11 protein-coding genes are annotated in these 14,851 nt (G+C 61.9%); all 11 read left to right on the top strand.

The features are described from left to right. Window positions 1–85 precede the first annotated feature (85 nt). The gene (gene nuoF / locus HY962_17195) at window positions 86–1,351 is read left to right on the top strand and encodes an NADH-quinone oxidoreductase subunit NuoF (protein ID MBI5648671.1); all 1,266 of its coding nucleotides are present in this window, start codon (window positions 86–88) and stop codon (window positions 1,349–1,351) included. A gap of 88 nt (window positions 1,352–1,439) precedes the next feature. Beyond that, window positions 1,440–1,742, top strand: coding sequence for a hypothetical protein (locus tag HY962_17190; protein MBI5648670.1), 303 nt, complete (start codon window positions 1,440–1,442; stop codon window positions 1,740–1,742). Window positions 1,743–1,950: 208 nt separating this feature from the next. Then, window positions 1,951–2,448, top strand: coding sequence for a dual specificity protein phosphatase family protein (locus HY962_17185; protein ID MBI5648669.1), 498 nt, complete (start codon window positions 1,951–1,953; stop codon window positions 2,446–2,448). A 253-nt stretch (window positions 2,449–2,701) separates the two neighbouring features. Beyond that, window positions 2,702–3,277 carry a DUF4287 domain-containing protein gene (locus HY962_17180; GenBank protein ID MBI5648668.1) on the top strand — a complete coding sequence of 192 codons (576 nt, stop codon included), beginning with the start codon at window positions 2,702–2,704 and terminating at the stop codon, window positions 3,275–3,277. Then, window positions 3,274–3,825 carry a hypothetical protein gene (locus HY962_17175; protein MBI5648667.1) on the top strand — a complete coding sequence of 184 codons (552 nt, stop codon included), beginning with the start codon at window positions 3,274–3,276 and terminating at the stop codon, window positions 3,823–3,825. The genes HY962_17180 and HY962_17175 overlap by 4 nt, the downstream gene beginning before the upstream one ends. 215 nt (window positions 3,826–4,040) lie before the next feature. Continuing rightward, window positions 4,041–6,449: a TonB-dependent receptor gene (locus tag HY962_17170; protein MBI5648666.1), complete on the top strand. Its 2,409-nt coding sequence runs from the start codon at window positions 4,041–4,043 to the stop codon at window positions 6,447–6,449. 289 nt (window positions 6,450–6,738) lie between these two features. Beyond that, window positions 6,739–7,197 (top strand): acyl-CoA thioesterase, encoded by a 459-nt coding sequence (locus tag HY962_17165; protein ID MBI5648665.1) that lies wholly within the window; start codon window positions 6,739–6,741, stop codon window positions 7,195–7,197. Beyond that, window positions 7,194–7,550: a DMT family protein gene (locus HY962_17160; GenBank protein ID MBI5648664.1), complete on the top strand. Its 357-nt coding sequence runs from the start codon at window positions 7,194–7,196 to the stop codon at window positions 7,548–7,550. Before HY962_17165 ends, HY962_17160 begins: the two co-directional genes overlap by 4 nt. A 122-nt stretch (window positions 7,551–7,672) precedes the next feature. Continuing rightward, the gene (locus tag HY962_17155) at window positions 7,673–8,284 is read left to right on the top strand and encodes a DUF1579 domain-containing protein (protein MBI5648663.1); all 612 of its coding nucleotides are present in this window, start codon (window positions 7,673–7,675) and stop codon (window positions 8,282–8,284) included. Between the two features lie 144 nt (window positions 8,285–8,428). Next, entirely contained in the window at window positions 8,429–9,775 is a 1,347-nt protein-coding gene (locus HY962_17150; protein ID MBI5648662.1) for a thymidine phosphorylase, read from the top strand. A gap of 5 nt (window positions 9,776–9,780) precedes the next feature. Further along, window positions 9,781–14,706 (top strand): VWA domain-containing protein, encoded by a 4,926-nt coding sequence (locus HY962_17145; protein ID MBI5648661.1) that lies wholly within the window; start codon window positions 9,781–9,783, stop codon window positions 14,704–14,706. The last annotated feature ends 145 nt before the right edge of the window (window positions 14,707–14,851 follow it).

The raw sequence follows: 14,851 nt of genomic DNA, 5'->3' as shown, positions 1-14,851 counted from the left end.
GACAATTCAGAATACAGAATCCAGAATACGATGATTTGCCCGGCTGCCGCGTCTCTGGCCGGGTGAGACACGAGACACGGAAACAATGACGACCTACGAGCCCATCCTTCTGCCGCCGATCGAGAACCTGCACGACATCGCCGTGTACGAGGCGCACCGCGGATACCAGCATGCGCGCAAGGCGTTTCTGCTGGCGCCGGAGAACGTGACGGCGGAAGTGAAGGCCTCGGGCCTGCGCGGGCGCGGCGGCGCCGCGTTTCCCACCGGGCTGAAGTGGACGTTCATGCCCAAACAGACCGACAAGCCGAAATACCTCTGCATCAACGGCGACGAGAGCGAGCCCGGGTCGTTCAAGGACAGGCAGATCTTCGAATTCAATCCCCATCTGCTCATCGAGGGCATACTCATCGCCGGCTGGGCCATGGGCATACAGACCGCCTACATCTACATCCGCGGCGAGTACGAGAAGTGGGCACGCCTGATGGAAGAGGCGCTGGCGCAGGCGTACAACAAAGGATATGTCGGTCCGAAAATGCGCGAGACGTTCGGAATCGATTACGCGATCGACATCCATGTGCATCGCGGAGCGGGCGCGTACATTTGCGGCGAAGAGTCGTCGCTGATGAATTCGATCGAAGGCAAACGTCCCTACCCGCGCGTCAAGCCGCCGTTCCCGGCGCAGGTGGGCCTCTGGGGCTGTCCGACAACCATCAACAATGTCGAGACGATTGCCAACGTGCCGGCGATCATCGACCGCGGCGCGGCCTGGTTCTCGAAGATCGGGGCGGAGAAGCAGCCGGGTCCGATACTCTACGGAATATCGGGGCATGTGAACCGTCCGGGCGTGTACGAGCTGCCGACAGGCATGCTGCTCACCGAACTGATTTACGATGTGGCGGGCGGGGTGCCCGGAGGCAAAAAGATCAAGATGGTCATCCCGGGCGGATCCTCGATGCCGCCCCTGCGCGGGGATCAGCTTGACGGCGTTCGCATGGATGCGGAGTCACTAAAGGCGGTCGGATCGGCCATCGGCACCGCAGGCATCATCGTGATGGACGAAGACACCGATCTGCTGCGCGTTCTCGCGCGGATCACCCATTTTTACTGGGCCGAATCATGCGGGCAGTGCACCCCGTGCCGCGAGGGAACGGGTTGGATGCTCAAGGTACTCAACCGTTTGGCATCGAGTCAGGGTAGGGCGGGCGACCTCGACCTGCTCCTGAGTGTGGCTCAAAACATCGAAGGGAACACCGTGTGCGCGCTCGGTGACGCAGCCGCCTGGCCCGTGAAATTCACCATACAGAGGTTCCGTGAGGAATTGGAAGCGGAGATGTCCGCTGGCAGCCACTGACCTTTTCACTTGTGCGTGAGGCGTTATGCCGCACACGATTCGGATTGTTGGGGACCCGCCGTTAATCCTGGTCACGATTACAGACGACGTGACCCGTGAATCCGCGGTACGCTTCAACCTCGAAGCGATCGAGACCGGCGAAAAGCTGGGCATACACCGCTACCTCTTCGACGCGCGAGGGGCACGGAACGTGGAGCAGCCCTCGGGCAACTTCGCCTTCGCCAACGAGGATCTGACCAGCATCGGCGTGGACAGGGCGAACCGCGTCGCCATGCTTGTGGATGTCGACGATCATTCACACGACTTCGTCGAAACGGTGGCGCGCAATTCAGGACACCCGGTCACGATTTTCCGCGATCTCGAGGCCGCGCTGGACTTCCTGAAGGCGTGAGCATGTGACGGAGTGTTCGAAGCGCTGCAGCACGGGAGAAACATCTCACCTCGTACAGCGCCTCGTGTGATTCCCCCGCGGCATGCGTGGCGGCACGCTTGGAATTCGGAGAAACAAACACCAAATTCCCCGCTGCACTTTCACTTCCATAATCCCGGTTCCATCACGCGTCGGAAATCGTTTTGACGGCGCGGAGGGGCGGACGCGCATGACCGCATTCGAAACACACGCCCACGCGGTGGCCGGTTTCATTTCCTCTGAGGACATCCCCATGGACCTGTTTCAAATAGACGATCACGGCTGTCTGTACATCTCTCCCGACATCGACGATTGGGAACCTGTAAAACAGAATGAAATCCATGCGATCTTCGATCTGGACGGCAATCTCGACCTCGGGATTCCCGAGATACCCGGCCAGATGTTGTACGTATATTTTCCATTCGACGACAAGGGGCTGCCCGACCTCGAACGTCTGCATGCCATCGCGCGCCTTGGCGCAACACTGGTCAAGGATGGCGTCGGCGTGCTGTCACATTGTGGTATGGGACACAACCGGTCGGCGCTGCTCGCCGGTGTGATGCTGACCTACATGGGAAAAAGTGGTGCGGAGGCCGTGGAGCTGCTTCGTATGAAACGCCAGGGGGCGCTGTACAACAAGGTGTACGCGGAGTATCTCGAGAAACTGCCGGTGGCCGCGTCGAGTTAGATATGGTTACACCCGCGGTGCTGCCCGGAGCGCCGGGAAGCCCCCTTGCACGGTCCGCACGTCGACACTCCCACGGCTGAGGGTCAACCCATGGGTTCTCCGTTACGGGGTAGTGCTGGTGACGTGCAACAGCGGCTCTCGTTCCGGTGTAAAAAATCCCTTATAATGAAAGTTCGTTGCGCGATTGCGCGCGGCGCGTGGCTCGGCCGACGACCACGCGTCGGGTCACGTCATACCAGCAGAGGACCATGCCATGGCAACCCTGGAGCAGGCGGTACAGACACAGCTCGCAAACATACAGAAAAAGACAGGTCGTACATTGGACGAACTGGCGGCCGTCGCCCATAACAGCGGACTGACAAAACACGGAGCGCTGCGCGACATGTTCAAGACCCAGTTCGGGCTCGGCCACGGCGATGCGAACACCCTTGTGCACATGATCCTGAAGTCCGACGGCAGCTCGGCCGCACTGGACAAGGGGCTCTCGTCTGACGATGTCGTGGACGCCATCTATACCGGCCCGAAGGCCGCCCTGCGGCCGATTCATGATGCGGTGATGGCGCACGCGCGGAAACTCGGAGAATTCGAGATTGCACCGAAAAAGGGCTACATCAGTCTGCGCAGGAAGAAACAATTCGCGATGCTGGGACCCGCGACGAACACACGCGTGGAACTCGGATTGAACATGAAGGGCGCAGAGGGGACGGAGCGTCTTCTGGAGCAACCCGCCGGCGGGATGTGCTCGCACAAGGTGAAACTCACCGACGCCGCGGAAGTGGACGGCGACGTTGTCGCCTGGTTGAAACAGGCCTACGATACGGCGGGTTGACCACATACGTGCCCGGTCGACGCGCCATACCGTGTCTGTTTCTCGTCCTGCTCCTCGCGCAGTCAGCGGGCCCGTTTGTCTTTTTTGAAGGACGCATGTACCTGGCGAAGAAGGAGATGAAGCGTCTTCTCAAAGTCCAGGCCCCCGCATCCATGCTTCGGGTTTTCGTTTTCCCGACAGCGCCGGCGGTGCAGCAGCGGCTCGGCGTCCGTTGGATTGAGGATCACGAGTTCCGGCTCGACGGACGCATGTACGACATAGTCCGGTCTGAGCAGCGCGGCGACAGCGTGGTGTACACCTGCATCGAAGACGAAATGGAAACCCGGCTCTTCGCAGGGTTGGATGCGCTGATCCGCGCCCACATGAACTCCGAAACAAAACAGAAAGCGGCCGAATCGCGAGTGCAACGCCTGCTGGCGCAGCCCTTCCTCGAATCGGCACTATGGGATATACCGGATCTTGCATATCTCGGATCTGTGACGAGTGACCATGCTGCGCGTCCGTCTGAATGGATGCCGCAGCCAGCGGCCCCGCCGCCGAAGGTCTGATTCCGGCATTCACCTGATCAGATCTCCCGCCCGCACGCATCGACAGAGACCGGGGCATCTTCCATCCTGAACCCACCGGATGCGGAGGATGCTGCGCCGTTATACGCGGAGCGTGACGGCGGGCCATTGATTCCGATTCTTACGGCGCGGGGATGCTGTCGGCGCGGACTGCCGCGGCGATACTCCTACGCTAATACTGGACACAAGGAAGATTCATGCTACGAATTTCGATTTTCCTTTTCATAGTCATGTGCGTCTGGATCACAGCGGACGCGCAGCAGCTCACCGTGCGCGACCGCGCCTCGGGGCGCGGGCTTGAACATGTGATTGTGCGCGGCGGCGACGGACAGGTGCGCAGCACCGATGCTGACGGGCGCGCGGATCTTACCGGTCTCGCACCTGGCACACGGCTGCGAGTTGAGCTTATCGGGTACACGTCGCAGGACGTCGGCGTCGACGAATTGCACGAGCGCGGCTACATCGTCTATCTCGAAGAAAAACCCTTTCGCATGGAAGAAGTGATCGTCTCAGCAACACGCTGGAAACAACCGCAGCGGGATGTGCCGTCGCGGACCATCGCCGTCCGCGAGGGGGATGTGCTGCTTGCCAATCCTCAGACCGCGGCGGATCTGCTTGCCGCGTCGGGTGAGGTGTACGTGCAGAAGAGCCAGCTCGGCGGCGGGAGTCCGATGATACGCGGCTTCGCGACAAACCGCGTGCTCATCGCTGTCGACGGTGTGCGAATGAACACGGCGATATTCCGCACGGGCAACGTGCAGAATGTGATCAATCTGGACCCGCTCGCCATCGAACGCACCGAGGTTCTGTTCGGACCCGGCGCTGTGATGTACGGCAGCGATGCCATCGGTGGTGTGATGAGCTTCTCGACACTGGGAGCACGCTACGGCACTACCGATGGGCTTACCTTCAGCGGGAACGCCTACACGCGCGGCTCGAGCGCAAACGGCGAAAAAACCGGACATGTGGATCTTGAATACGAACTGCCCCGCTGGGGATTTGTCACGAGTTTCACGTACAGCGACTACGGCGATTTACGCATGGGCAGCCACGGTCCCGACGATTTTCTGCGCACGCGCTACATGGAGCGTATCAATGGCGTGGACAGCATACTGACCAACGGTGATCCGGAACTGCAGGTGCCCTCGGGATATTCCCAGTGGAATGTCATGCAGAAAATCCGCCACCGCCCCGCCGAGGGCTGGGATCTCTCGTATGGGTTCCATTACTCCCGGACGTCGGACTACGCGCGATACGACCGTCTGACGCGGCCGCGAGGCAGCGGGCTCCGTTCGGCCGAGTGGTACTACGGTCCGCAGACGTGGATGCTGCATTCCCTTGCGATCGGGAACAGCGGCGGGTCTGTTCTGTACGACAATCTCCGCGCGACGCTTGCGTATCAGCGCTTTGGTGAGAGCCGGCACGACCGTGACTTTGGCAAACCGACATTATTCCACCGGACCGAATCGGTGGATGCGATATCGGTCAACCTCGATGCAAGCAAGGCCCTGGCGGAGAAATACACCGTGTCGTACGGTGTGGAACTGCTCCACAACACCGTCGGGTCCACGGGCGAAAACGAGGACGTCCGGACCGGAGTTTCAATTCCAGGATCCACGCGGTATCCCGACGGCGCGACGTGGCAGGCGGCCGCACTGTACGCCAACCTCACATGGTCGGTGCTGCCGGCCCTGTCGTTGCAGGCCGGCGCGCGATATTCGTTCATTTCGCTCCGCGCGGATTTCGACACCACGTTTTTCCATTTCCCGTTCACAACCGCGGCAATGGACAACGGTGCAATGAGCGGGAGCCTGGGGGCGGTGTACCGTCCCATCGAAGCTCTCGCGTTGCATGGAGTGCTGTCGAGCGGATTCCGCGCACCGAATGTCGACGACGTCGGCAAGGTGTTCGACTCCGCACCCGGCGCCGTCGTGGTGCCGAATCCCGATCTACGGCCCGAGTACGCATACAATGCAGAACTCGGCGCGAGTTTGATCATCGACGAAGTGGTGAAGATCGACGTCACGGCGTTCTCGACGCTTCTGCGTGATGCGCTGGTCCGTCGCAACTTCACATTGAACGGGCAGGACAGCATCCTCTACGACGGCAGCATGAGCCGGGTTCAGGCGATACAGAATGCGGCCGAGGCACACGTGTCGGGTGTGCAGGCACGGCTCGAGCTGCGTCTCCCGGGTGGTTTTGGTCTGACGTCGCATTTCACCACGATGAGTGGCGATGAGGAACTCGACGACGGGAGCACAGGACCACTGCGGCATGTGGCGCCGTGGTACGGCACAACACGCCTTACCTTCACCATGTCGCGCTTCGATGCCGATGTTTCAGCGGTGTATAACGGCACGGTGAGCGCCGAGGATCTGGCCCCCGGCCTCGAGGGCAAGGACTACCTGTACGCGCTCGATGACAACGGCAAACCCTATGTACCCGGCTGGGTCACGCTGAATCTGAAGCTGCGGTATATGCCGACAGATTTCCTGCAGATCACTGCAGGAATCGAGAACATCGGCGACATTCGATACCGGACCTACTCCTCGGGTATTTCCGCCCCGGGAAGAAATTATATCGGCGCGATACGGTTGTCGCTGTAGGCCGGATAACGTACGTCTCAATCGCTTCTGAACGGATCGTGTGCAGTGTGGTGCTTCCGGATAGTCATTCGTGGCGTGATACCGGCACTCCCCGCAGTGGAAGGTTGTCGTGAATCCGGCTATTTTGTGAAGACCTTCGTTGTCCAATCCGGACACCCGCTGCACACCGTCCGTCAATCCCACCATCACCGACGGAGCGGACACGGAAGCCGCCTCCTCCCCGCCTTTCATACGCGGGAGCAAGGCGACAGCACGCTCCGCTCCCGGCCTGAAGAGGAACATACCCCACATGAGTTTGGAAGAGACCGCCGCACCTGAAACGTACGAATTACACTTCACCGTCCAGCCCGGCGACATCGACATGCTCGGGCACGTGAACAACATCGTGTATCTGCGATGGGTGCAGGACATCGCGATAGCCCACTGGGGCGCGCGCGCGCCACGGGAAGATCAGGACGCGCTGTACTGGGTTGTGACACGCCACGAGATCGACTACAAACGTTCCGCCATGCCGGGGGATACCATCCGCGCAAGAACCTGGATAGGCAAGGCATCACGCTTTGCCTTCGAGCGGCACACCGAGATTCTGCGCGCGAGCGACGGCAAGCTGCTCGTGAAGGCGCTTACACTGTGGTGCCCGATGAGCCGCGCGACCAACAAACCCGTGGACGTCCGTCCGGAAGTACGCGCGCTGTTTTCGGTCGGGATGCTCGACGAAGTTTCGCCTGCGGCAGCGACGGGTCGATGAAACACTACATCATCACGACCGCGTTGTTATGCTGCAGCAACGTTTTCATGACTTTCGCCTGGTATGGGCATCTGAAGAACATGTCGCACAAGCCGTGGGTGGTCGCGGCGCTTGTCTCGTGGGGCATTGCGCTCTTTGAGTACCTTCTGCAAGTGCCCGCGAATCGTATCGGCAATCAGGCAATGAACGTCGGGCAGCTCAAGATTCTTCAGGAGGTGATCGCGTTGACCGTCTTCATCCCATTCTCGCTCATGTATCTGAAGGAACGGCCGAGTTGGGATTACCTGTGGGCGGGGCTTTGTCTGCTCGCTGCGGCGTTCTTCATTTTTCGCAAGAAACTCATGGGCGGATGACGGGTCTTGCCTGACGTCCGCGGAGACTGTAGTTTCCGAGGTCACCACCAATCACACGGATGGCGCGCGGCAGCAGTGCCGCGAGTCTCGCCGCATCGTTTCCATACATCACGGAGGTATCCATGTTGCGTTCGATATCTGTTGCACTCGTAGCGCTGTATCTCTGCGCCGCGTCATTCGACGCTGTCGCCCAGAAGGAAAAAGGCGCGAAGGCGCCGAGTCAGGAGGAGATGATGAAACGCTGGCAGGTGTTCATGACACCCGCCGACGCGCATGCCCGCCTGATGAAGATGGCCGGAACCTGGAATGTCGAGAACAAGATATGGATGGGCGGGCCCGGGAGCGAAGCACAGACGTCCACCGGAACCGCCGTGTATTCCGAATACCTCGGCGGCAGGTATCTGAAACAGGAGATGAACGCCACCATGATGCAGATGCCGTATCATGGCTTCGGCGTCTTCGGATACGACAACTTCAAGAAGAAATACACCGGTTTCTGGATCGACGACATGAGCACCGCCATTTCAGTGATGGAAGGATCGTACGACGAGAAGTCTCGCTCCATAGTGTTCTGGGGGAAAATGGACGAGCCCATGACCGGGGAAAAGGACAAGAAGGTGAAATACATCGTACGCATCGAGAACGACGATACACATTACTTCGAGATCTACGATGTGCAGACATACGGCGAGAAACAGCCGGTCATGCAGGTGAAGTACACACGCGCAAAATAGCGTCGGTTCGCGGTTGGCAGGGGCGCCGGATGCGGCGCCCCTCTTCCGCCTCCATCACGCCGGTGCGCGGAAACCGGATCGCGCTTTCGACATTGTATTTGCGTGCCGCATTTAGTACCATAACGCTTTCAGCCACGGTCACACATGCTCGCACAGGAAATCATCCGGAACAAGCGCAACGGCGCCGCACTGCGCGAAGAAGAATTGCGCGGATTCCTCCGCGGATATGTGCAGGGCGACGTTTCCGACGCGCAGATGTCGGCGATGCTCATGGCCGTGTACTTCCGCGGGATGACCTTTGACGAGACGATCGCGCTGACGGGCGCCTATCTCGATTCGGGTGCCCGGCTCGATCTCTCGACGATACCCGGCGTCACGGTCGACAAACATTCGACGGGCGGCGTGGGCGACAAGGTGTCGTTGCTGCTCGCGCCCATAGTGGCCGCAGCGGGCGTGCCGGTGCCGATGATATCCGGACGAGGACTGGGTCACACCGGCGGCACGCTCGACAAACTGGAGAGTATTCCCGGCTTCCGCACGCGGCTGTCGGAGGCGGAGTTCACGGATGTCCTGCAGCGATGCGGCGCCGTGTTTGCGGGACAGAGCGAGACGCTCGTGCCGCTCGACCGCCGCATCTACGCCCTGCGCGACATCACTGCCACGGTCGACAGCCATCCACTCATCGCCGCGAGCATCATGAGCAAAAAGATCGCGGGTGGCGCGCAGGCGCTGGTGCTCGATGTCAAATGCGGCCGCGGCGCCTTTATGACATCACACGACGAGGCGGTGCATCTCGCGGCGCTGCTCTGCCGCGTGGGAGAACATTTTGGCCTCCGCGTAACGGGTCTAGTCACGCGCATGGATGAACCGCTGGGACGCGCGATCGGAAACCATCTCGAAATGATAGAGACCATCGAATGCCTGCGCGGGGAGGACCGTGCCGATCTGCTCGATGTCACACTGCGTCTCGCGGGCATGATGATCGCGGAGGGCCGCAAGGCGGCCGATGCGGAGGAGGGGAGTGTCATCGCGCGTGAAATGATACGCAGCGGCCTCGCCTTCAGAAAACTACTCGACATCGTCGAAGCGCAGGGCGGTGATCCAGCGTATATCGACGAACCGCTGCTGTTCCCCGTGCCCAAGTGCGGCATCGACGTGCTGGCCGAACGTGACGGCTACGTTGCGGACATTGACGCGCGGACCCTCGGGCTTGTTGCCGTGGAGATCGGCGCGGGCCGCCGCCATACCGACGACGTCATCGATCCCACGGCGGGCATCGTGCTCGATGCACAACGCGGGGACGCCGTCCATGCGGGCGACCGACTCTGCCGGCTCTATTCCTCCGCTCAAACGACACTTGCGCCTTTCCGCGATACCGCCGCGGCGGCCTTCACACTCACCCCCTCCGCGCCGCCGCCGGTGCAGCGTGTGTTGTCGTCGTTCGACGCATCGGGTGTGACACATACCGCGACAAACGCGCACCCATTGTGAGTCACATGCATACACCGCGCTCCCTGCTGCTGCTCCTGCTGGCCGGAATCATGCTCCTGCTTCCGTCACAGCGGATGCGGGCCGATGACGACACGCTGCGCATCGTCCGCATCGATACAAGCGGGTATCCCACGATCCGTGTGCACGTGCGCGCGTACTGCAAGGGCGTGCAGTACAGCGGATTGAACCAGGTCGACATCGAGGTGGTGGACGGCGTGGCGCGCACGTTCAAGGTCAACTGTCCGTCACAAACCGTACCCATGTCGGTGGCGCTGGTGCTCGACCGCAGCGGATCCGTCGCCGGAACCACCATATACCGCATACAGCAGGGCGCGGCGCAGTTTGTCAGTCTTTTCCAGCAGCATCCGACCGGCACCGACGAGGGCGCAATCATCAGCTTCTCGGAGGATGTCACCGTCGACCAGTCGATGACATCGGACCAGATGCTCCTCTATTCAGCCATCTCGAAGATTTTCCCGTGGGGGAACACGGCCCTGTGGGACGGCGTGATGTTCGGCATCAACGAAGTGGCGGTGAACGGCACCAATCCGATCAAGGCTGTGGTCGTGCTGAGCGACGGCGACGACAACCAGAGTACCGCGGATCTGCCCGACGCCATCCGGTTCGCGCGCCAGCACGGCATCCCCGTGTACACGATGTGCCTGATGTATCACACCACGCCGACGGCCGTCGCAAATATGCGCATGCTGGCCGATTCGACCGGCGGTCTCTTTTTCCCGATGTATCACCCCGACGATATCGTTCCGGCCTTCCGCGCAATACAGACGCTGATCACCGGAGGTGTGAACGACTGCGTGATCGAGTACAAGGTGGAATGTGCCGACGGATCGATGCGCACGGCGGTGGTGACCGCGCAGGCCTGCGGCAAGACCGTCACAGCCACAGCGCGCTACAGGGCGCCCATCGATCAGACGCTGCCTTCTGTGAACATCCGTTTCGAAACAGCCGAGGCCTACGAGAACGGCGACCTGTACATACCGGTGATGATCTCCGCCATCGGATCGCGCGCCGACATCTCCCGGCTCGATTTTAAGATACTGCATCAGGATTCGGTGGATTTTCACCGCGCGATCACGGATCCCTACTTCGCGAAGAACTTCACCGTCAGCACCAGCCGCAGCGTCGATACACTGCTCTTTCATCTCGACGGCTCGGCCTCGCTCATGGGCGAGGACACGCTGATGGTGTTGCATTTCAAAACGCGTTCCTTCGCGAAAGACAGCACCATGCCGCTGATGCTGTTCTACGTCGATAAAAACACCCAGCAGTGCATGCTGCTCCGTGTCTCCTCGTCGGATTACCGCGTGTACCGCCGACCCGTGCTCGGCATCACATGTATCGACACCCTTCAGGTTGCGTGGGACCCCAACGCGGCAATCTACGCGCCGAACGAACTCGTGTTCAGCACCGGGGTGCGCAACAGTTCCGACATTGTGGCGCGCAATACACGCGCATGGATAACGCTACCGCCCGGCATGGTCCTGACCTCGCCCAGCGATACCGTGCGCCTCTTCGGTGATCTGGGACAAAACGCGTTCGAGACCGTCACGTTCCGGGCGCAGATTGTTCCGACAGACACCGCGCGCGAGTACGTCGTGTGTGTGACCGTCAAGCCCGACAGCGGCGCAGCGACGGAGTGCTGCACGAGGATAGTGACCGAGGCCGCGCGTCCCGCGCTGCGTTGTGCGCTTGTGATGCCGCGCGAGGCGCGGTGGAGCGACAGCGCGCAGTCGTACATCCCGGCGGTGCTGCCGGTGACCCTCACCGTGCGGAATGTGAGTCCGATCACCGCGCGTCCCGCCGCCGCGTGGATCGACGTGCCCGACGGTTTCACACTCGATGCAGCAACGCCGCGCGAGACGGTTCTGACACCATCCGCGTTGGCGCAGTCCGACACCGGTCGTGTGACCTGGCTGTTGCGTGTGAACGACCGCATGACATCCGACACCGTGACCATTTGTGTGCGGGCTGCCGCCGGTGGTGACACGACGATATGCTGCGAGAAATTCTTCGTCACATCCTCGCCCGTGCGGGCGGCTCTCGTCTGTGGCAATCCCGTCTTTCTCAAGTACGACGAGGAGAAGGGCGTGTACGATCCCCCGCAATTCCTGGTCACCACCTCGGTGCGCAACATCTCCGGCATCGACATGGCACAGGCGCGGGCATCGATCACACTTCCGTCGTTTCTGACTCTCGCCCCGGGTGAGCGCCAGGTGAAGGACGCGCCAAACGGCGCGGTGGTGCAGGCCGGCGACAGCGTGACCATCGCCTGGGTTGTCGTGGCGAGCGCGCCGCCCGTCGATGGGGCCCAGGTGTGCATCGACGTGTTTGCATCCAACTACCCCGGCGGCCGCTGCTGCACACCCGTGCGGGTGCAGACCGACCTCGCGGCGCCCGTGCTCGCCTGCTCGCTGTCCGGTCCCGACACTGTGCGATCGGTCGACGGCTCGTACGTGCCGAATCCGATAACGCTCGATCTCTCGGTGCAGAATGTCGGCACATCGCCGGCGCGCACCGTCTTCGCGGCTCTCCTGCAGGGAGCGGATCTGTCGATTAACGCGGCGGACCGCGCGCTGAAGCAGCTCGTCGATTCACTGCCGGGCGGCGCGTCGGTGCAGGGTCGTTTCCTGATCGACGTGCTCGACCGGACCGTCTCACGCCACGACACCATCAGGGTCACGGTATACGCTGCCAACGGCGGCGCCATCGTCTGCGAGAAGATCATCTGGATCGAGGGTGTGCGCGCACCGCTGCTGGAACTCACGTGTACGGCCCCCGATTCGCTGTTCTACGTCGATTCGCTCGGCGCCTACGTGCCCACTCCCTTCATCCTGCGTCTCACCGCGCGCAATGTAGGCACTGCTCCCGCGGACTCCGTCACCGCCGAATTCCTGCCGCCCCCCGACATCACACTTGATGCAGGCGAGCAGCCGGTGAAACTTCTTACGCCGTCGCGGCTCACCGAGGGGCAGAGCGGCTTTGCCGAATGGCGCGTTGTCGCCGTGCCGCGAACGGTCGGGCGCATAGACACGCTCCGCGCGCAGGTCCGCTCTCGCGGCCGCGTACTCGCCATCACGCAGCCCTGTTTCACGCCCGTGTCTGTGCCCGCGACGCGCGCTCCGCGACTGACACTCTCGTGCGCACCCGTGTCCGAACTTGCGGTGAACGGCGCCGTGTACACACCCGATCCATTTGCGATACGTCTTGTTGTGCGCAACGACGGCGACGGCGAGGCCTTCGAGCTTGCCGCGTCGGTGTTGAGCCACGGCCGGCTGCAGCGCGGAGGCGACAGCGCGGTGAAACTCCGCGGGACTCTCGCCAAGGGTGCGCAGACCGAATTCCTGTGGAATTTCCACGCCACCCCCGGCGCCACGGGCGATTCGGTGGAGGTGTGCCTGCGGCTCGTGTCGCGTCGCGGAGGCGAACAGTCGTGCTGCACCAAGATCTGGCTGCCGCCGCTGCCCGGCGGCGGGATACTCGTCGCCTGCGCCGCGCCCGACACCGTGGCGTTCAGCATCCAGAATAACGGATATCCGAATCCGATTCTCGTCACCGCCGAAGTGCACAATCCCACACCACGCGCGATCGACTCGGTGCATGCGTTGCTTGTGTTGCCCGCGGGCCTGCAGCTTGCGGCGGGAGAAACGGCGGACAAACGGCTCCTGAATATCGCGCCCGCGGCGCGCGAGACCGTGCAGTGGCTGGTCGATGTCGTGCGGGACACGTCGACCGTGGAGAAGCTGCGCCGCGTGCGTGTGCAGTTCTCGAGCAGCGACGGCGTGCGATACTGCGACCGCGACATACTCGTGCTGCCGCCGCCTCCGTCGTTCGACACGACCGCATTCCGCGTCGCATGCACCGCACCCGATTCCATACGATTCGTGAACGCGCAAATTGGATTGCAGCCCTCGCCGTTCAGCGTGTCCGTCGAGATTGCCAATACCGGCACGATGCCGCTGCTCAATGTGCAGGCGACGATCAGTATGCCGGCCGGTGCGACGTTGAGTCCGGGCGAGAATCAGACTAAATCGCTCGGGGCGCCGCTGCCACCCTCGCAGCGGGCGACGCTCACATGGTCCTGCGTTCCGTCGCTGTCGGAAGAAACCCGCAGCGCGCGTTTCATCGTGCGTGTCGAAACACAGGGAGCGGCCGCGCAGACCTGCGAACCTGTCACGGTGATCGAGCGGGTGTACCGCGAGATACGTCTGTCCATACCTCGGGGCAATGTTGTGCGCAGCGGACAGGCGATCACCATCCCCTTGAACTTCACGAATCCCACGCAGGCCACGGTTGCGTATTTCCAGACATCCGTCGTCTATGATCCTGCCACAGTGCAGATCGAGGGGATACTGCAGGCAGGCACACTCACGGCGGCATGGCCCGCGCTGCAGTTCACGCTCGACACGTCCGGCCACGTCACGATAGGCGGGAGCGGGACGCAGCCGCTTGCCGGCGCCGGGGCCTTGGTGTTGTTGCGCCTGCGGGCCTTGTCGGGCGACGGCACCGAGAATCCCTTCGGCGTCAAACTGTCGGATCTGACCCTGACCGATCCGCTTGTCGCCGACGGTATCCGGGTCGAGCTTGAACACGGCGACGTGGTGACAACCGGCGACTGCCTCATCCCGCTCGCGGGCTCCGAACGCTTTGCACTGCGACCGAACCGACCGAATCCGTTCAATCCGGGCACCTGGATTCCTTTTGCCCTCGCACCCGGCATGGCGGGCGCACACGTGCGGCTCGAGGTGTTCGACTCGTTTGGTCGTCTCGTGCGGCGTGTGCTGGACGGTCCTTTCGCCGCGGGGGAACATGCAGCCTATTTTGATGCCACGGGACTCCCAAGCGGCGTGTATTTTGCGCGTCTCGCGGTGGGCGACCAGGTACACGTCAGACCGATGAGTTTGTCACGATAGAATTTCTCCGTTCCTCCCGCACGCTCCCGCAGGGGCACCCAATCACGGCCGATTATACCAACCTCGCTACTTGCAGGGGGGAACGGAGACCGGCCAGCCCCGCGGGAGCGTCGTATATTTTCGGGTCGGCATGGCCACCGCGGAC

Source organism: Ignavibacteriota bacterium (assembly GCA_016218045.1).
Classification (GTDB): Bacteria; Bacteroidota; Ignavibacteria; order SZUA-365; family SZUA-365; genus JACRFB01.
Note: the sequence above shows the minus strand (reverse complement) of the source record. Positions and strands in the feature narration are given on the sequence as shown.